The sequence below is a fragment of the Corynebacterium sp. ZY180755 genome, from assembly GCF_054331495.1.
Genome location: NZ_CM135811.1, coordinates 1588010 through 1607316 on the forward strand (window position 1 = coordinate 1588010; position 19307 = coordinate 1607316).

Annotated in this window: 15 protein-coding genes and 1 riboswitch; of the genes, 4 read left to right on the forward strand and 11 right to left on the reverse strand. The window is 53.7% G+C overall.

What is annotated here, in order from left to right; genetic code table 11:
- Positions 1-378 precede the first annotated feature (378 nt).
- From pnuC to ACXM2N_RS07340, 4 genes are all read right to left on the reverse strand, one after another.
- Positions 379-1059, reverse strand: a complete 681-nt coding sequence (pnuC, locus tag ACXM2N_RS07325; protein WP_458491066.1) for a nicotinamide riboside transporter PnuC — start codon at positions 1057-1059, stop codon at positions 379-381.
- Positions 1001-1135, reverse strand: coding sequence for a hypothetical protein (locus ACXM2N_RS07330; protein WP_458487352.1), 135 nt, complete (start codon positions 1133-1135; stop codon positions 1001-1003). The genes pnuC and ACXM2N_RS07330 overlap by 59 nt, the downstream gene beginning before the upstream one ends.
- A riboswitch (FMN riboswitch) is annotated at positions 1120-1273 on the reverse strand. Its footprint overlaps the gene before it by 16 nt.
- A 594-nt stretch (positions 1274-1867) precedes the next feature.
- Positions 1868-2557, reverse strand: a complete 690-nt coding sequence (locus ACXM2N_RS07335; protein ID WP_458487354.1) for a DUF4230 domain-containing protein — start codon at positions 2555-2557, stop codon at positions 1868-1870.
- 253 nt (positions 2558-2810) lie between these two features.
- Entirely contained in the window at positions 2811-4568 is a 1758-nt protein-coding gene (locus tag ACXM2N_RS07340; protein WP_458487356.1) for a proline--tRNA ligase, read from the reverse strand.
- 43 nt (positions 4569-4611) lie between these two features.
- On the opposite strand from ACXM2N_RS07340, the gene yaaA reads away from it, so the two are divergent.
- Complete coding sequence (gene yaaA, locus ACXM2N_RS07345) at positions 4612-5361, forward strand: peroxide stress protein YaaA (RefSeq protein ID WP_458487358.1); 750 nt, start codon at positions 4612-4614, stop codon at positions 5359-5361.
- A gap of 170 nt (positions 5362-5531) precedes the next feature.
- On the opposite strand, the gene cobA is transcribed toward yaaA, so the two are convergent.
- Positions 5532-6272, reverse strand: a complete 741-nt coding sequence (gene cobA / locus ACXM2N_RS07350; RefSeq protein ID WP_458487360.1) for a uroporphyrinogen-III C-methyltransferase — start codon at positions 6270-6272, stop codon at positions 5532-5534.
- A 99-nt stretch (positions 6273-6371) separates the two neighbouring features.
- Between cobA and ACXM2N_RS07355 the strand changes: the two genes are divergently transcribed.
- Entirely contained in the window at positions 6372-7829 is a 1458-nt protein-coding gene (locus ACXM2N_RS07355) for a protein adenylyltransferase SelO (RefSeq protein ID WP_458487362.1), read from the forward strand.
- Between the two features lie 29 nt (positions 7830-7858).
- Here the strand turns inward: ACXM2N_RS07355 and ACXM2N_RS07360 are convergent, their stop codons facing one another.
- Positions 7859-8389, reverse strand: a complete 531-nt coding sequence (locus tag ACXM2N_RS07360; protein WP_458487364.1) for a methylated-DNA--[protein]-cysteine S-methyltransferase — start codon at positions 8387-8389, stop codon at positions 7859-7861.
- Positions 8390-8569: 180 nt separating this feature from the next.
- Positions 8570-10069 (reverse strand): malate dehydrogenase (quinone), encoded by a 1500-nt coding sequence (mqo, locus tag ACXM2N_RS07365; protein WP_458487366.1) that lies wholly within the window; start codon positions 10067-10069, stop codon positions 8570-8572.
- A gap of 621 nt (positions 10070-10690) precedes the next feature.
- Between mqo and ACXM2N_RS07370 the strand changes: the two genes are divergently transcribed.
- Complete coding sequence (locus tag ACXM2N_RS07370; protein WP_458487368.1) at positions 10691-11815, forward strand: alpha/beta hydrolase; 1125 nt, start codon at positions 10691-10693, stop codon at positions 11813-11815.
- Positions 11816-12075: 260 nt separating this feature from the next.
- The gene (gene mtr, locus ACXM2N_RS07375; protein ID WP_458491068.1) at positions 12076-13476 is read left to right on the forward strand and encodes a mycothione reductase; all 1401 of its coding nucleotides are present in this window, start codon (positions 12076-12078) and stop codon (positions 13474-13476) included.
- Positions 13477-13755: 279 nt separating this feature from the next.
- On the opposite strand, the gene map is transcribed toward mtr, so the two are convergent.
- From map to ACXM2N_RS07395, 4 genes are all read right to left on the reverse strand, one after another.
- Positions 13756-14622, reverse strand: coding sequence for a type I methionyl aminopeptidase (gene map, locus ACXM2N_RS07380; protein ID WP_458487370.1), 867 nt, complete (start codon positions 14620-14622; stop codon positions 13756-13758).
- A 75-nt stretch (positions 14623-14697) separates the two neighbouring features.
- Positions 14698-16518 carry a penicillin-binding transpeptidase domain-containing protein gene (locus ACXM2N_RS07385; protein ID WP_458487372.1) on the reverse strand — a complete coding sequence of 607 codons (1821 nt, stop codon included), beginning with the start codon at positions 16516-16518 and terminating at the stop codon, positions 14698-14700.
- Between the two features lie 125 nt (positions 16519-16643).
- Positions 16644-17807: a flavodoxin-dependent (E)-4-hydroxy-3-methylbut-2-enyl-diphosphate synthase gene (gene ispG / locus ACXM2N_RS07390; RefSeq protein ID WP_458487374.1), complete on the reverse strand. Its 1164-nt coding sequence runs from the start codon at positions 17805-17807 to the stop codon at positions 16644-16646.
- Between the two features lie 151 nt (positions 17808-17958).
- On the reverse strand, positions 17959-19173 hold the full coding sequence (locus ACXM2N_RS07395; protein WP_458487376.1) for a M50 family metallopeptidase: 1215 nt from the start codon (positions 19171-19173) through the stop codon (positions 17959-17961).
- Positions 19174-19307: the final 134 nt, after the last annotated feature.

A 19307-nucleotide genomic window follows, 5' to 3' on the forward strand; every position in this document is an offset into this window, starting at 1 on the left:
TACGGCACGCTGGGAAAACCTAGGCACAAGCTGCAGATGCCTCAGAAAGTGCCCGCAAACTAGGGCCAGCACCTTTCACGATCGAGGAGCCCGTCATCGCAATTCGAGCTCGATCAAGTAGCCAAAGTTTCAAAAGCAACTTCGCAGTCCCCTCCGAACTAATTAACTGCGTTCCGCATACTCAAGAAAGGTACGCTGCCGCCTACAAGCTGACACCGTGCAGGATGGCATCCTTCCGCTCTTAGCCGGAGTATTCTGCCTCAACAGAGAGAAGGCACAGGGCCCCATCGGTTCCCCACACTGCTGGGAAAGGCAAAACCGCGATCGGCGGGGAGACATTCTCATTACTCCCTCGCACGATCACGGTAAATTTGAGACTTACCAGGAACGCACTTTCTGTTCGCTGAGCATCACGTTAGCAGGCGCTCCTTGTAACACCTGCGCTGCTGGAGCCTCGCGTTGAATGCGCAGCCAGGTAATGAAGCCCCACGTCACGAACGCTCCATAGACCAAGTAAAGCGCCGCCGAAGGATAATAACCGCCCTTGAACAATAGTGGAACACCTACGAAATCCACGGCGATCCATATGAGCCAGAACTCGGTCCAGCCGCGCGCCATGCCCCACGTTGCTAACAGGGATCCGGTGAAGATCCACGCGTCTGCCCACGGGCCCCACGAGCCGAGCGCTTTAAAAATGAACGCACACGCAATCGTCCCTACAACGGCGACGACCACAAGCAACAACCGCTCGCGACCAGTAGCCCAGCGCGGTTCCACGGCAGCGCCCGACGCATCTGTTCCAGCACGCGAGTGTTGCGCCCACTTAACCCAGCCGTACATGGACACAGTCATGAACATGACCTGGCGCCCCGCCTGACCGTAAAGATCTAGGTTTTGCGGGGTATTAAAGACACCGCCAAGGAAGACAGTGAGAAGGAGTGCGTTGCCGATGATCCCGATAGGCCATGCCCACACCATGCGTTTGAGACCAAAGTAGGCACTAGCCAACCCAAAGAGATTGCCAACAATTTCGCGGACCAGAATTGGTACGCCACCGATAGTGAGCTGAGCAGTCAGAAAGCTGCCCAGCACGGAAGTAATAGTTTCCACTCCTGCGTGAACCTTTCTCTATCATCCGGACTATGACCGTCGGTTCCGGGTTTTAACCGGTATCTGCTGTCCCTGCGAAAGATAATGCAGGCGCTCGCGGACTCGCCTCCACCATAGGAGTTTCACCGCCGGTGAGGAATTTCACCTCGCCCTGAGAATGTGCCACCAACATTAGCACTAGGCTACTCTGCACTAGAGAATTAGGTGCACCCACCACAAACGAAACTGACAGCAATTAAGGCAAAGATGACACCACGTGGATCTGCTCATCAGCCGCAGCGTAGCACGAGCACTCATCAGCCCAAGGCAATTGCTATGACTAGCTCTACCCCGTCCGTGAACGTAACCTGTTCATGTCATTTCAACTAGATGGGGACGCCAAAACGTGGACGCGTAGCCGACCCCAGCCTGGCAGGCTTGTCTAGCTGCACGGTGCTACACTGACCCACCACAATGCCCCAGCATTTCATCTTTGATTTGAAATTACCTGTGGCCAACGCTCCGGCCCTGGCCGAGCTACTAAGGAGAATCGCCTCTGAGGTACCCTGCCTAACTTCACGCCCGCCATGAGGACGCTGCCAACGAGGACTCACACTGCGCTTGGCAGAGACACACTCTGGTTAAGCAGTCTTCACTGCACCGAAAGTGGTGAGGAGACCATCTCTGACACTAATTCCACGGCTTCACACCGCCTCACAGCACCTGCGCTGGCAGCGGCTACCCTGCGTTGTAGAACCTGAAACAAGAACGTGACATTTTACTGCCACTCCACGCGGACGTCATACGCTTCCTTGTCCGTTCCCTCTATTAATGCGCTCACCTGAGCCGTGAGCAGATCAGATACGCGCTCAGATGCTCGATCGAGCAATCCTAAACTCACTGCTTTATCGGAGGCAGCTTTTTCCTCCGAGGCGAGGAACTTGGAGAGATCAGAAACCTCAAATTGGTTGAACGGGTTCATGGACTGATCGTAGACAGTGATGGAGTCCGGATCGATGCGGGTTGAGGTAACTTCCACCTTTGGCACGGATAAGACAACAGTAGATGCCCCCTCATCAAATGAGACATCGATGTCACTCATATCCTTCACGCCAGCCTTAACGGCGCCGTTATAGGTGAGGAGAAAGTCCTTGCCAGTGAATGGAATGTTCCATCCCGCGAATTCGCGGCCTTCTTCGTTGTACTTACCAACGTTGGTGAAGTTGTACTCTTCTGCGGAAAGCTCAGCAATGGAGTCAAATGACCCAGCCACTGTGGTCGAGTCAATAGTAGCCTTGTCGCCCAGTGGACCCCACTTGAATAATGCGAAAATAACTCCGCCCGCTACGAGTAGTACGGATACCAAAAATATCAACGTAGCGCCCGCAAAGCCTCCAATGAAACCGGACAGCCGTCCACGTTGCTCATCGCCAGCGCGGGTAGAAACAGGGTTCTCGGGTGTACTCACTTACAAACTCTCTCGTGGAATGGCCGGAATAGGAACTCTAACTATCTTTAACAGCTAGATAAGGGATCTTGTTCCCATGCCTTGGGGAACACTGACTTTCGCAAGTGGAGCAGCAATTAGCGCGCCGTTGCGCTCAAGGAGGCGACAGAGCACGCAAAAGCCGGCCAACTAACACCCCAAGGGTGTCGGCTGGCCGGCGCATTCAAAAGCAGTGTCGCACTAGCAACATCGCTTTAGAGGGCAGCGCTAGGTCTTAACCCCGAACGAGCTTCGCCACCTCTTCAGCAGCAGTCGCAGCTTCAACGTTGAAGGTTTCACCGCCACGAACGCGGACTTCAATGACGCCGTCCTTGAAGCCACGGCCAAGCACTACAGTGATTGGCATACCGAGCAACTCAGCATCCTTGAACTTGACTCCTGGCCCCACCTTAGGGCGGTCATCGAAGAGCACGTCAATTCCTAGGGAATCTAGGTTCGCTACCAGTTCATCACCGGCAGCAATAGCCTCGGAATCCTTGTTTGCAACAACAACGTGGACATCGAAAGGAGCAACCTCCTTTGGCCAGTTCAAACCTTGTTCGTCGTAACGCTGCTCGGCGAGGACAGCCATCAGGCGGGATACGCCAATGCCGTAGGATCCCATGGTTGGGACGGCACGCTTTCCGTTCTCGTCCAAGATCTGAACGTCCAGTGCCTCGGTGTACTTGCGACCAAGCTGGAAGATGTGGCCGATCTCAATACCGCGCTCGAGGGTTAGCACACCCTGACCGTTAGGCGCTGGGTCACCCTCCTTGATCTCCGCTGCCTCGATGTAGCCATCAACGTGGAAGTCGCGTCCGGCAACGAGGCCAACAACATGGCGCTGTGGCTTATCAGCGCCGGTGATCCACGAAGATCCCTCGGATACGCGAGGGTCAGCCAGTACACGGACGCCGTTTGCAGCGAGACCTCGTGGGCCAACATAGCCCTTGACCAGGAATGGGTTAGCGGCGAAGTCAGCCTCCACTGCCAGCTCAACCTCAGCTGGCTCGAGGGAGGCCTCAAGGCGCTTCATGTCTACTTCGCGGTCACCTGGGATCAGAATACCGGTCAGCTCCCATTCCTCAGCGCCTGGCTCCTTAACCTTGACCACGATGCACTTCAGGGTATCGGCGGCGCTAACAGCAGCGCCGTCAATAGTAACGCCGGCAGAATTCGCCCAGTCCACCAATGCAGCAATGGTTTCGGACGCTGGGGTGTCGTGCTCCACTGCCTCTGGCAGGCCCTCAATGGAGCGGACCTCGCCAGGCTGGGTAACTACTGCCTCAACATTTGCGGCATAGGAGCCCTCAGTGGCAGAGACGAAGGTGTCCTCACCATTAGGGGAAATAGCCAAAAATTCCTCGGACGCGGAGCCACCCATTGCGCCGGACGTTGCCGCACAGATGGCGTACTTGACGCCCAGACGGTCGAAGATTCGCTGGTACGCGCCGCGGTGCGCCTGGTAGGACTCTTCCAAACCCTCATCGGTCATGTCGAAGGAGTAAGAATCCTTCATCACGAACTCACGGCCGCGTAGGATACCTGCACGTGGGCGCTCCTCGTCGCGGTACTTGGTCTGGATCTGGTACAGGGTAACTGGGAAGTCCTTGTACGAGGAGTACAGGTCCTTCACCGCGCCGGCGAACATTTCTTCGTGAGTTGGGCCGAGCAGCATGTCAGCACCCTTGCGGTCCTTCAGGCGGAACAGGTTGTCGCCGTATTCGGTCCAGCGATTGGTTGCTTCGTACGCCTCGCGTGGCAGCAGTGCTGGGAACAGCAGTTCTTGTGCGCCGATGGCGTTCATTTCTTCACGAACAACATTTTCGATCTTGTTCAGTGTGCGCAGGCCCAGTGGCAGCCAGGTGTAAACGCCGGGTGCGGCGCGGCGGATGTATCCGGCGCGCACCAGCAGCTTATGGCTTGGTACTTCTGCGTCTGCTGGGTCTTCGCGCAGGGTGCGAAGGAAGAGATGAGATAGGCGTGTAATCATGGAAAGCCATATTACCCTTAATTGGCGCGCTAACCTGTAACACATGATCATTGTTTTGCCGCCTTCAGAGACAAAAGCACCTAACGGCGACGGCCCCGCCCTCGATTTCAGCTCCCTGTCCTTCCCCAACCTCACCGAGGTGCGTACGGAAATAGCCACTGACCTCGCCGCTCTGGCCCCCGAGGAGGCACTCAACGTACTCAAAATCTCAGAGAAGCTCATTGATCAGGCCGTAGAGAACACCCAGGTTTTCTCCTCCCCCACCATGCCCGCGATCTTCCGCTACACCGGTGTCCTTTACGACGCCCTCCAGGCCGAAACCCTCAGCAACGAAGCTAAAAACAAGATCGCCATTGGCTCCGCTCTATTCGGCGTGGTTAAGGCCAATGACATGATCCCTTTTTACCGCCTGTCCGGTGGCAGCAAATTGCCGCACAAAGGCCAGGACCCCAAGGAAGCGCCGACGCTGAAGTCTCGCTACGGCAAGGAAGTCACGAAGGCTTTAGAGAACGAGAACACCTTGATTGTGGACTTGCGCTCCGGCGCTTACCAGCAGCTGGGCAAGGTTAAGGACGCCATCACGGTGCGCGTGGAGTCTGTCCAGCCCGACGGCTCCCGCAAGGTAGTCAGCCACTTTAACAAGCACTACAAGGGCGTTCTCGCCCGCGAACTTGCCAGCGCAGATGTCGAACCAACCTCTAAGCAGGAGCTCATTGACCTCGCCCGTGAGTTGGGATTCACCATTGAGGAGCAGTCAGGTTCTAAAGCCCGCGAACTCATATTGGTTGTATAAGGAACGCAACGTTGCTTGGGATACCTAAGGCGCCACCGGATATTCCGGCGGCGCTAATCGCATGTTATTGGTTTAACTTCGCAGCAGTTCTAGACCTCGAAACCCGTGAGCAACCAAAAACATCCTTGTCCATCAACCCCAAGCCCGAGGATCACTTCTGCACTAAAGGCTCATTCGTGGACACCCGCAACCTGGCCAATCACGTACACAGCTGGGGGCTTAACCTCCCACGCAACCATCGATTCTCCAAGGGATCCGAGGTCGCACCGGAAGTGGCGCTCTCCTTCCATGGTGCCTTCCTGGATCACCGCGACCGGCGTCGAATCTGCCAATCCGCCCTCGATGAGGGCAGCAGCGATCGCCCCAGCATTCTTCACACCCATGATCACGGCAAGGGTTCCTCCGGTTTTAGCTAGGGCATCAAAGTCATTGAGTGATTTTGGATGCCCTGGTGGCAGATGGCCGGAGATGATGCTGAAGTTATGGACAACTCCGCGGAGGGTAATAGGTACACCAGCGAGCGCTGGGACCGCTACACCAGAAGTCACGCCGGGGATGACTTCACAAGCAATGCCGTGCGTAGCTAATTCCTCTAGTTCCTCATAACCGCGGCCGAACACGTATGGGTCACCGCCCTTAAGACGGACTACCTTCTTGCCAGCCAGAGCGTACTCCACGAGCATCTCATTGATCTTGGACTGCGCTACCTGCTTACCGTACGGCAGCTTCGATACGTCCACGATCTCCTTGGTGGAAACATCGCATAGTTTGTCCAATTCGGCGCTTGGCCCCAAGTGGTCCGCCAAGATAACCTCAGCGTCCTGCAGCGCATGCATGCCGCGGACGGTGACGAGATCCCACGCACCCGGACCGCCGCCGATCAAAACTACTGGATGAATGCTCGTATTCATAGCATCAAGAATGCCCCAGATTTGGGTAACTGTAAACCGACACCGTCCCCACCAGCATTTTCATGGCAAGAAGCTTCTGTTCAACGTAGGCTGGCTCCCATGAACCAGCGTGCACGAGATCAGTACTCGCCAGCCGACAGCAGTGGCACCGGAACGCAGAAACTTACGGATAACTTCGCTACTGCACTGCCACACTACGGCAGGCCATGGCAAGCAGAGGATTTCCCGCAGCTCAGCTGGCACATTTTTAACGATGATCTAGCCCACAAACTGGATCTTGCACAGGAAGACATCGAGCTACACGGCACAGGCTTCGCTATGGCGTATTCGGGCCACCAGTTTGGCCAGTTTAATCCAACGATGGGCGATGGTCGCGCACTGCTTCTGGGTGAGGTAAAAGCACCAGGAACTAACCAATTGATCGACGTCCACCTCAAGGGATCAGGCCGTACACCGTACTCACGCCAAGGCGATGGTCAAGCAACGCTGGGCCCAATGCTGCGTGAATATTTGTTCAGCGAGGCCATGCATGCTCTCAGCGTTCCTACTACCCGCAGCCTTGGTGTGCTCACCACAGGCAAGAGGGTTATCAGGAATAAGTTGGAAACAGGTGCGATGCTAGTGCGCACCGCATCCAGCCACATCCGCGTGGGCACATTCCAGTACGGAGCCATCAAGGATCAAGGAACACCGAGGAACCTCCTGGGTTACGCAATCGAGCGCCACTACCCTGGCAGCACACCTCAGGAGTTTTTCACCAAAGTCGTTGAGAAACAGGCAAGGCTGGTGGCCAAGTGGATGCGACTCGGTTTCATTCACGGGGTAATGAATACGGACAACACCACCATCTCCGGCGAAACGATTGACTATGGTCCGTGTGCTTTCATGGATCACTTTGACCCAAAGACGGTGTTTTCTTCTATTGACACTCAGGGGCGATACGCGTACGCGAATCAGCCGGTCATTATTGGTTGGAACCTTGCACGCTTCGCTGAGGCAATCATTGATGCCGTTGGCCTCGAGCATGCCCAAGAAACCATGAACCGCTTCCCTGTTATCTACCGCCACGCGTGGCTGGATGAGATGGCGCACGCACTGGGCGTTTCAGATCATAGAAAGAACCCAATCTTTTCAGAGCTGGCAGACAGCCTCACTGATATCCTCACCGAAGAGAAGCTTGACCTCACCACAGCAATGAGATTCCTCAGTGAGGATCCTCGATCTGAGAACAACGGGTACCAAGCGCACATAGCGACAACCAGCATGCTCCGAGGCTGGGCAGAGCAGTGGCAATCACTCAACCCTGCCCACCAAGAGATGCAGACCATCAATCCGATTTACATTCCGCGCAATCACTTAGTTGATCAAGCGATTAAGGCTGCGGAGGAAGGTTCCTTAGAGCGATTCAATCAACTCCTGCAGCGCGTAACCAATCCCTTCACACCTCAACATGAGCAACAAAGCGTTACTGACCCCGCCACCCCAGAGGATGATCAATACCGCTGGCCGGCGCCAGAGGAATTCACTGAAAGCTTCCGCACGTTCTGTGGCACCTAACTAGCCGCACCTAATTAGTAGGGTTGCTCCTACTCCTTGGCGTCTTGCACGAGACCGCGTTCCATATCCAAAAGGTCTGCTTTGATTTCAGAACCATAGCGGTAGTTGCCTACGTCGCCGGAGGATGTAACCACGCGGTGACATGGGACAAAGAGCACCGCAGGGTTGGACGAGCATACGGAGGCGGCGGCGCGCACCGCATCAGGGTTGCCCATCATCGCAGCAAAGTCGGCGTAGCTCATGGTCTGTCCAGCCTTAATCTGCTTCATGGCACCCCAACCAAGTTTACGAAACTCGGTTCCGTGCGTTAAAACCTCAACCTTGCCTAATAAGGAGGCGTCGCCGGAGAAGTACGCCTGTACGGCGCGGCCGGCCTTGTTCATCTCCACCGGCTCAATATCTGCAACGGCGGGCCTGATGCCTTCAGCGATCAGCGGGCGCAGATCAGCCGGAGACGAAACCCAACCTGACGCCAGTACTGGCGATCCGAATTCCGTACCTCTAGTAAGGATGCCAAATGGCCCGAACGGGGTGTCTACCACGCAATATCCCGCGTTCAATACGATCACCTACCCAAAAGCACACTCCGCAAGTAAGCCATATAAAAATATATCCCCACCGATCCTACTCAAAAAGAACAGCACCGGTAGGGATCCACCTAGCCTTCTACAAAGAGAAGGAGAGGCAACGAACATCTCTGTTCGTTGCCTCTCCACACTTTTCAAAGCTAAAACTAAGCTTTAACGCTCCAGCTTCAGGGTTTCCTGGGTGTAGTCCCACATCTCCTTGAACAGAGCTGGGTTGGAAGCCAGCTTAACGCCGTAAGAAGGAACCATTTCCTTGATCTTGTCAGACCAAGCAACCATGCGGGAACCGAAGCAACGCTCAAGCAGCTCAAGAAGAGCGGCAGGTGCAATCGACGCGCCTGGGGACGCACCGAGGAGACCAGCGATGGAGCCATCGTTGGAGTTGATCAGTGCAGTACCGAACTCAAGGGAAGCAAAGCGTGGGCCCACAATTGGCTTAATGACCTGAACGCGCTGACCAGCGTGTACGAGCTCCCAGTCCTCATCCTTTGCGTTTGGCATGTACTCACGCAGAGATTCCATACGTGCAGCCTGATCCTTCAGAACCTCGGTGATCAGGTACTTAGTCAGGCCCAGCTCCTGCACACCAATAGCAAGCATGGATGGCAGGTTGGTGACCTTCAAAGACTTTGGCAGATCCAGCCAAGATCCCTTCTTCAAGAACTTAGGGGTCCAGCCGGCGTAAGGACCGAACAAAAGACCCTTCTCCCCGTCAATGACACGGGTATCCAGGTGAGGAACAGACATTGGAGGTGCACCGACGGAGGCCTTACCGTAAACCTTCGCAGCGTGACGATCAATGATTTCCTTGTTGGTGCATCGCAGCCACTGACCGGATACCGGGAATCCACCGTAGCCACGGATCTCTGGGATGCCAGCCTTCTGCAGCAATGGCAGTGCCATGCCACCAGCACCAACGAATACGAAGTTCGCGCGTACGACAGACTTGTCACCGGTGTGGACGTTCTTAGTTTCGATCTTCCACTTTGCGCCGTCCTTAGTGATATCTACTACTTCGGTGCCGTAGCGGATCTCGGTTCCACCGGCCTCGGCGGCTGCGAGGAACTGCTTGGCCTGGGAGCCGTAGTTGATGTCAGTACCAGCGTCGGTCCAAGAAATCGCAGTCTTCTCGAATTCGGAACGACCTTCCGCCATCAGTGGAATGCGCTCTTCAAGAACAGCGCGGTCGTCGCTGTACTGCATGTTAGGGAACAGAGGGTGATCCTTCAGAGCCTCGTAGCGGCGCTTGATGTAACCAACCTGATCCTCGCCACGGCCGAAGGAAACGTGTGGAACTGGGTTGATCCACTCAGCCGGATCTGACAGCACGCCCGCGTTGACTTGGTGGGACCAGAACTGACGGGAAACTTGGAACTTCTCATTAACACCCAGTGCCTTAGTGATGTCAATCTTGCCGTTGACTTCTGGGGTGTAGTTGAGCTCGCAGAGCGCGGAGTGGCCGGTACCAGCGTTATTCCATGGGGAAGATGACTCTTCCGCCGGGGAATCGAGTCGCTCGAAGATTACCTGAGACCATTCAGGCTCCAAAGTGCGAAGCATTGCGCCAAGAGTAGCGCTCATGATGCCCGCACCGATTAGGGCGACGTCTACCTCGTCGGTGACTGTCGTTACGGTGTTCTTGGAATCTGACATTTCAAACTTCCTTGCGTTTTACGCGTCTTTGTTTCCCGGTAAGTATGTGAACACTTGTCCGCTCCCCGGAAGGGATCGAAATAATGTGCATTATCAGTGCACTCAGGCCCGAATTCTGGCACAGGTTATATGGTAGTTGTCTTATAACCCGTTGCGCCCAGAACTAAGCCCATGGTTCATCACCGTTTCAGTCTACGCCTTGAATAAATACATCGAGTGTAATTATTACGCGTAGCGAGTTTCCCAAGGACAAAAGTTCATATCCACACCCCCACACACCACCCCCTCCATGTTTTAGGCTGCACATTTGCAACTTCACTCTCAAAGTTCCCACAAAGTTTGCTGACAATATAGCTGCAATTCATCACAGCCTGCGCCTTAGTTCCCCTCCCCAGTTCACCCCCTCAGGGGATCAAGCCAACAATCCACATGGATTTTATTTCTTTCCGACGCACCACCGCCCCACACGTCACCGCTGCTCGCGGTTGCAACGCGTTTAGGGGGGTGAGATAGCACCAGCAACGCCAAAAGTTAATACCAGTGCGGGCAAAGGTGAACCAGCCAAGCCCGAGGCTTTCACAATGTTCACCTCGCCCGTTTATCACGTTATGCTGGATAGTTATGAGTACTACCGATCGATCCGCTTCCGCAGACAAGCAGGACGCCAACGCCTCCACAGAACCAGAGCGCCTAAGCTCCGATCCCATCAGTGAGGCGTTTGCCCCAGCTTCGCTAACTTGGACGCAGGATCACTTGGGGAACAACTTCCAGTGCGCTGAGCTCGCATTGGGTGAGGATCCAGACGGCGAATCAGATATCGTTGCTACGCTGGTGAAGTATGTTGGCCGCAGCGAAGACGAGCAAAGTTCTAAGCCGAACGGCACTCGGCCTGCAATCTTGTACGTCCACGGCATGACGGACTACTTTTTCCAATCCCATGTAGCCGAACATTTTAATGACCACGGTTACGACTTTTTCGCAGTTGATCTCCGCAAGTGTGGCCGATCGTGGCGCGAAGGTCAGTCATTCCACTACATCACAGATTTAAGTCTCTATTTCGAGGAACTGAACATTGCGTTCAACGTCATTTCGAAGGATCACGAGCAAATCATCCCTATGGGACACTCCACAGGCGGCTTGATCGTAGCCCTCTGGCTCGATTACCTCCGAAAGGGCCACAAACCTGAACACGGAAGAATCCCTGGCGCGATCTTTAATAGCCCGTGGCTCGACCTGATGGCCCCACGCCCTGCAACCCTCGCGTTCAACGCTGCTATGAGCTTTCTGGGGAAGAAGTACCCACACGTTGTCCTACCAATAGGTGCTCTGGGCGCATACGGCAAATCAGTACACCACAGCGAACAGGGTTTTTGGAACTTCAACCTTCAGTGGAAGCCTATTAAAGGTCAACCCAAATACATGGGATGGATGCGCACCGTCTTGATCTCTCAACGGCAGATCCACCAAGACCGAATTGATTGCGGTGTTCCAACCTTGACTCTGTGCTCGGATAAGTCGTACAAAGGTCGCGACTTCGCCCCTGAGGCAATGTATTCTGACAGCGTCCTATGGGTAGAGCATATACAACGCTGGGCACCGAAGCTCTCCCGTAGTTCCACCGTCCGCACCATTCCTGATGCCATGCATGATGTTTTCCTGTCCGGAGACGTCGCCCGCAGCTTCGCTTTCCAAGCATGCACGTCTTGGCTTTCACTTTTGCTTGATAATGACGCGCCGTCTTCCTAAAGTACCGCCCTTTCTTCACTCATCTAGGAAGAAACTGATTGGTAAAACGGTTACACCTACCGGGACGACTGAGTAATGCGCAGCGAGAGATCACATGCGCTGCATCTTTACCCTTCACCCGGTTGGGCATTAACTCATCGATTCTTACATTCTTAACCAATTCCATAAACTCAAGGACAATTTCAGTGACCGATACTCCTCCACTTTCTACCGCTCAAGACTCCACACCCACCGCACATGTTGATGAGCATTTCGATCTCATCATCATTGGCACAGGGTCGGGAAACTCCATCCCGGGCCCGGAGTTCGATGACAAGAAAATCGCGATCGTGGAAAAAGGTACGTTCGGAGGCACATGCCTGAACGTTGGCTGTATCCCTACCAAAATGTTTGTTTATGCCGCCGAGGTTGCACAGACAATCAAAGATTCCGGCAAGTATGGCATCTCTTCTGAGATCACGGGAGTGGATTGGCCTAGCATCCAAGAACGCGTTTTCACCAAGCGCGTCCATGCTATCGCTCAAGGAGGCGAGGACTACCGCCGAGGTGATGAGACGCCGAACATTTCCGTCTTTGATCAGCATGCCGTCTTCATCGCACCAAAAACTATTAGGACAGGCCAAGGCGCGACGGAAAAAGTAATCTCTGGCGATCAGATTGTCATCGCCGCTGGCGCACGACCATTCATCCCACCAGTGATCGCCGAATCTGGCGTAAAGTACTACACCAACGAAGACATCATGCGCATTCCAGAGCTTCCTAAATCCATGATTGTTATGGGCGGTGGCTTCATTGCTGTGGAGTTTGCAAACATTTTCCAAGCCTTGGGTGTAGACGTCACCCTCATTAACCGCTCTGAGAAGCTCCTGCACCAGAACGACGCAGAAATATCGACTCGTTTTACCGAAGAGTTCGCCAAGCACGTTAACTGTAAGCTCGGTGTAAATATCACCGGAGCGTCACAGCAAGCAACCTCTGGAAACTCTGGCGAATCACATCAAAACGAGACCAGCCCCGTCTCTCTTACCCTCGACAACGGCGAAAGCATCACAGCTGATCTACTTTTGGTAGCAACTGGTCGTACCCCTAACGGCGATCAGATGGACCTTGGTTCTGCCGGCATTGAGATGACTTCAGACAAGCGGATCCAGACTGACGAATTTGGCCGCACTACCGCTGAAGGGGTATGGGCACTGGGCGATGTATCCTCACCGTACCAGCTCAAGCATGTGGCCAATGCCGAGATGCGTGCCATAAAACACAACCTGCTCAATTCCGACAATTTGAAAAAACTGCCTCACGATCTCGTGCCGGCAGCTGTCTTTACACATCCCCAAATTGCCACCGTGGGTCTCACCGAGGACCAAGCTCGCGCTGCTGGCCACAACGTTACCGTTAAGGTTCAAAACTACGGCGATGTTGCCTTCGGCTGGGCCATGGAAGACTCCACCGGAATTTGTAAACTGATTGCGGATAAAACCTCGGGGAAGCTGTTGGGCGCCCACCTTATGGGCCCACAAGCTTCGACGCTCATTCAGCAGCTGATCACCGTCATGGCTTTCAACCTTGATGTACGCAGCGTGGCTACTGATCAGTACTGGATCCACCCTGCGCTGCCTGAGCTCATTGAGAACGCACTTCTCGGGCTAGAATTCGACTAATCACTTCGCTGCAGCATTCTGCTTACCCTCTGAAACCGGCTGGTAACTCCAGCCGGTTTCCTGCTACTTAGGAACGCATTGAAACAGAAAAGTTCTCAATGGATCATGCTGACGGCCAGCCCTCAGCATGAGCTGCCTAAGCCTTGGGCACCCGATAACTCAAAATTATCAGCTGCTCAAACTACTACAGGTTTCGAAAATGCACTCTGCCAGAGTCAACGGATCTCTATTTAGATTTAAAAAACCGTCGACTGACCAGTCCCACTTCTTCCCTATTTTTTAGTCAGCGAGTGTGAGAATTTCATTTCCGTCGTCGGTGATAACGAGCGTGTGTTCAAACTGCGCTGTGAACTTGTAATCAGTGTTCTGAACAGTCCAGCCGTTGTCCCAGATTGTGTAATCCAGTTCACCTAGATTAATCATCGGCTCAATTGTGAGTGTCATGCCTGGCTCTAGGATCGTCTTGTAGGCATCAGAATCGTAATGAAGTACTACTAGGCCATTGTGGAAGGTAGGCCCTACTCCGTGGCCAGTGAAGTCGCGAACAACGTTGTAACCAAAACGCTTGGCATAAGACTCGATCACACGGCCAATAACGTTAATTTCGCGGCCAGGCTTCGCCGCTTTGATTGCACGCATCATTGCTGCCTCGGTGCGCTCAACGAGGAGGCGGTGCTCCTCGGATACGTTACCAGCCAGGAACGTAGCATTTGTGTCACCGTGGACGCCATTCTTGTAAGCCGTCACGTCGATGTTGACGATGTCACCGTCCTCGATAACTGTGGTATCCGGGATACCATGACAGATGATCTCGTTCATGGAAACGCAGCAAGACTTAGGGAAGTCTAAGTAGCCGAGAGTGGAAGGGTAAGCACCATGATCGAGCATGTATTCGTGGGCGATACGGTCAATCTCATCAGTAGTAACACCCGGGGCAACAGCCTCGCCCGCAACTTTAAGTGCATTAGCGGCAATCTTGGAGGCCTCACGCATTGCTTCAATAGTTTCAGGCGTCTGGATCCATGGCTCGCCAATGTTTTCCTGCACCTCTGGCTTCCACACATACTCGGGACGCTCAATGTGGTGCGGTACTTCGCGGATAGGGGTTGCTTTGCCAGGGACTAGTGGTGCACGGGTTGTAGACATGTCTGCAATGGTAGCCCAATAAAGCTCGGAAAGGTTACTCGCCTATGCACTTCGGCGACGAGCTCGCAATGCCTTTTATTTCCCTTTGTCCAGCTCATCTAAACGGACTAAAAACTCATCGGTTACGGCCACCGCAGCTTCAGAACCGCCGCCAAGGACGACAAGCGTAGCCCAGGCAATGTCATCACGGTACCCAGTGAACCAGGCGTGGGAACCACCGGTAATTTCAGCTTCACCGGTCTTACCGTAAATCTCCCCACCTGCACGCATGCCACCCGCGGTACCGCCGGGGAGAACCACTGCGCGCATAACTCGGCGCAGTTGATCAATTGTTTCTTTCTTTAGTGGCTTTGCGTCACCGCTTTCCTTAGTTTCATGGCCGCTAATGAAGGTCGGATTTGGAGTCTTACCCGCAGCCACAGTTGCTGATACCAATGCCATGCCAAAGGGACTCGCCAGAGTTAAACCCTGACCATAGCCAGCCTCAGTGCGCTCCAGCGGAGTTTCGCCTTCAGGGATCGAACCTGTGACAGTGTTAATACCGGGAATCTCGTAATTCATCCCTAATCCGAACGACCTACCTATTTCCTTCAGCTCCCCAGGATCTGCCTTGGTAGATATATCGGCAAATGTGGTGTTACAAGATCGTGCGAAAGCAAGTTCAAGTGGCACGTTACCGAGTGAGAACTGGTTGTAGTTGTTCACCGTACGGCCGTACAGGTTCATTGAGCCGGGACAAGGAACAATTGAATCTGGGGTTAATCCCTGATCCTCTATCCCCAATCCTGCGGAGATAATCTTGAACGTCGAGCCCGGAGGATACTGGCCGCTCAACGCTAGATCTCCTTCGCGATCAGCTAGGTCAGATTGTGCGACTGCAAGAATTTCACCGGTAGATGGACGAATCGCCACCAGCATCGTCTGCATATCTCGCCGAAGGTTCACTGCCTCCTCAGCGGCCTGCTGGACATCGTGATCCAGGCTTATCCGAACTGCGGGAGCCTCCTCGGCTTCATGACGCTCTAGCGTCTTCATTGCTACGCCATCGGGAGTGACAGTAGCTATTTCCCAACCGTTAGCACCCTCCAGTTCTTCTTCTACTACTAGGGCGACTCGGGAGATAATATCTGGCGCGAAGTCTGGGTCAATATTCACCATAGCCGCTTCGGGATTCATGATGATGCCAGGAGTGTTTGCCAACTCGTTCTTGACGTTTACGCCCTCACGTTCGTTGATAGTCATGACCGAAAAACGACCGGACGCATCTTTGAGATTTCTGCTGAGTTCTTCAGCATTAAGTCGCTGCACCTGGGAATCGCGCTCATGAGCAGCGTTGACCACCGTCACAATCCGATTGACTGTGGGATTGAGGTCAGTAACTTGGTCGAGGTCTACAAGAAGCCGATAAACGGTTCCCGGAACGAGAATATCAGCACCGTCTGAGGAGACAACACTGGCGCGCTCCGCGTTTATAGCGCGCAATTCAAGGTGCTGACTCGTACTGAGCTCAGGATGTAGAACCGATGGGTGCCAACTGATGGTCCAATCATCACCGAATCGAGTGAGGGTCATGGAAGCTTGGTAGCTTAGATCACGATTCCGCGGGAGGTCCCAGTTCATGGTGTAGGTAGCCGTGGCAACGGTATCGTTCAAATCCACCGAGTCCAGTTGAGCATCGAGTCCTTCTGCTTGGAGCCCGGTCCAAGTATCATTTATTGCCACCGAGGCAAGGGCGGAACTATCAGTCAAGGAGCTCGCCGTCTCAACGTCCCGATTCTCAATGGAGTTTAAGAAATCCTCTACCACGGGATCAACTGAAGCTGGCTTTGGAGTACAGGCAACAAGGCCCGAGCACACCACTGAAGTGGTGAGTAACAGCGACAGTTGTTTCTTCATGGAGAACAACTTAACACCGCTTAAGCAGGCATAAGTGTTGCCACTCCCTGCATATAGCAAAGCCACCGCCAGAGAGTAAATGGAATCTCCAGCGGTGGCTTATGTACGTAAACGATCAGGCCAAACTACTTGGTAATTGAAACCTTGGCGGCTGTGCCTTCCTTGACCTCAATCCCTTCTTCCTCACAGATGCGGAGAGCCTCCTCGATCAGGGTTTCCACGATCTGTGCTTCGGGAACGGTCTTGACAACCTCTCCCTTAACAAAGATCTGCCCCTTGCCATTTCCGGACGCAACGCCTAGGTCAGCGTCGCGTGCCTCACCTGGACCGTTAACGACGCAGCCCATAACGGCTACACGCAGCGGAATATCCATACCATCAAGTGCAGCAGTTACTTCCTCAGCAAGCTTGTACACATCAACCTGAGCGCGACCACAAGATGGGCAAGAAACGATTTCCAATCCGCGTTCGCGGAGGTTAAGCGACTGCAAAATCTGGTCGCCGACCTTAATTTCCTCTACAGGATCAGCAGAAAGGGAAACACGAATGGTGTCACCGATACCATCTGCTAGCAGGGATCCAAATGCTACAGCGGATTTAATTGTGCCTTGGAACTTCGGCCCAGCCTCAGTAACACCCAAGTGCAATGGGTAGTCAGTTTTCGCCGCCAATTGACGGTAGGCCTCAACCATGATTACAGGATCGTTGTGTTTCACTGAGATGGCGATGTCACCAAAACCATGCTCTTCAAACAGGCCTGCCTCCCACACTGCTGACTCGACGAGAGCTTCTGGGGTTGCTTTACCATACTTTTCAAGGAGGCGCTTATCCAAGGAACCAGCGTTAACTCCAATACGGATCGGGACGTTTGCATCAGCAGCAGCCTTGGCAACTTCTTTCACACGACCATCGAATTCCTTGATATTGCCTGGATTCACGCGCACTGCAGCACAGCCGGCATCAATGGCCGCGAAGATGTACTTTGGCTGGAAATGAATGTCTGCAATAACGGGAATTGGGGATTTCTTGGCGATGATCGGCAAAGCCTCAGCATCCACCGTCTTTGGACAGGCCACACGAACAATGTCACAGCCAGTCGCGGTCAGCTGAGCGATTTGCTGAAGCGTTGCGTTGACGTCGTGGGTTTTGGTCGTCGTCATCGACTGAACGGTTACTGGGTAGTCTGAACCCACACCTACGTTGCCAACCATGAGCTGGCGAGTCTTACGACGCGGAGCCAGAACTGGAGGGGGTGCATCTGGCAGTCCGAGACCAATTGGGGTAGACACTTTTTTACTCCTCTTTACCCGCAGCACCGTCAAATCGGCCTGCGTATGAAAAATTGTCAGACATTTTCTTTCACGAGTCTATCACCGGCCCTAAACCAGTGACATCCTTCGACTCTCTGCACGCAATCCTTTTCACGGGACCGTGTGCAAACTAGCCGAACAACCGGATTGGGTTCACAACATCCGCGATTATCACCAGAAGACCAACCGCTAGCAAAATGCTGGCTACACCTAGAGTAATTGGCATGAGCTTGGTGTAATCCGCGGGACCTCCAGGTTGCAGACCACGGAGTTTGCGGAAGAAGTCACGAGCTTTCTCGTACAGGACAACCGCAATGTGACCACCGTCCAATGGCGGCAATGGAATCAAGTTGAAGAGCGCGAGGAAAACGTTAAGGCTTGCCAACATCATAAAGAAGCTAGACCACATATCGCGTTCAACGAGCTCGCCGCCAACACGAGAAACACCCACGACACTCATGGGGCCATTGATGTCGCGCTCTGCTCCGAAAATCGACGCCAGAACGCCCGGAATCTTCGCAGGGAAAGCTGCAAGTCCTTCAGCTGACGCTTTAATGACTTCTCCGGTGTAATTAAAAGTGCCACCAAGAGCGCTAACGGGATTGTAGGCAATAATGGGGTTCTCGACCGGAGCATTCGAAACTCCAATCGCGCCAATTTCTACTTCATTCCCCTTCGCATCCAAGCGGGTCGCAGAAGCTACCTCGACTGGGATCGCTAACTCTTTGCCGTCACGATCAACGTGAAGCGTCACCGTCTGGCCTGGCCTAGTAATTACATAATCGCGGAGCTCCACGAAGCTCACAAGCTGATTATCATCCACTCTGGCAATAGTGTCTCCGACTTTCAAACCAGCTTCATCCGCAGGCCCTTTACCTGAGCACTCTGCCAAGGTTTGCGCATCAATCTGCCTGAGCGGTACACAACTCAGCTCGCCTACTTTAGGAGTGGTATCCACATCGGTGTTTGGCAAACCAGAGGTGATCGCTACGCCGTACAGAACAACGAAGGCAACAATCAAGTTCATGATGATGCCACCCAACAAAACAATAATCCGCTGCCAAGCAGGCTTATTGCGCATCGCTACGGGAGCTTCTTCAGGAGTAACCTCATCTTGGTTTGTCATACCGGCGATGTCACAAAAACCACCTAGAGGTACAGCCTTGAATCCATACTGGGTTTTGCCTCGGGTGAAGGAAATCACCGTTGGGCCAAATCCAATGAAGAAACGGCGAACACGCATACCAAAGATGCGCGCAGTGGAAAAATGCCCAAACTCATGGAGAGCAATAGTGACTGCGATGCCTACAGCGAAAAGAAATACACCTAAGAAATAGGAACCCACGAATGCAATTGTCCTAGAATCTCTGCCCGCTAACACGCAAAAAGTAAATTTGAGCCTTAGAGAACAGGTAACGGTTTGAAAGCTTAAGTCTTTAGGAGACGGCCTGAGTGGCCTAACCCAGTTGTAAAAGATTA

Excerpts from the sequence above, each read along its gene's own strand:
- ACXM2N_RS07330 (WP_458487352.1), bottom strand. The coding sequence starts at position 1,135 with ATGATAGAGAAAGGTTCACGCAGGAGTGGAAACTATTACTTCCGTGCT.
- ACXM2N_RS07340 (WP_458487356.1), bottom strand. The coding sequence starts at position 4,568 with ATGATTACACGCCTATCTCATCTCTTCCTTCGCACCCTGCGCGAAGAC.
- yaaA (WP_458487358.1), top strand. The coding sequence starts at position 4,612 with ATGATCATTGTTTTGCCGCCTTCAGAGACAAAAGCACCTAACGGCGAC.
- cobA (WP_458487360.1), bottom strand. The coding sequence starts at position 6,272 with ATGAATACGAGCATTCATCCAGTAGTTTTGATCGGCGGCGGTCCGGGT.
- ACXM2N_RS07355 (WP_458487362.1), top strand. The coding sequence starts at position 6,372 with ATGAACCAGCGTGCACGAGATCAGTACTCGCCAGCCGACAGCAGTGGC.
- mqo (WP_458487366.1), bottom strand. The coding sequence starts at position 10,069 with ATGTCAGATTCCAAGAACACCGTAACGACAGTCACCGACGAGGTAGAC.
- ACXM2N_RS07370 (WP_458487368.1), top strand. The coding sequence starts at position 10,691 with ATGAGTACTACCGATCGATCCGCTTCCGCAGACAAGCAGGACGCCAAC.
- map (WP_458487370.1), bottom strand. The coding sequence starts at position 14,622 with ATGTCTACAACCCGTGCACCACTAGTCCCTGGCAAAGCAACCCCTATC.
- ACXM2N_RS07385 (WP_458487372.1), bottom strand. The coding sequence starts at position 16,518 with ATGAAGAAACAACTGTCGCTGTTACTCACCACTTCAGTGGTGTGCTCG.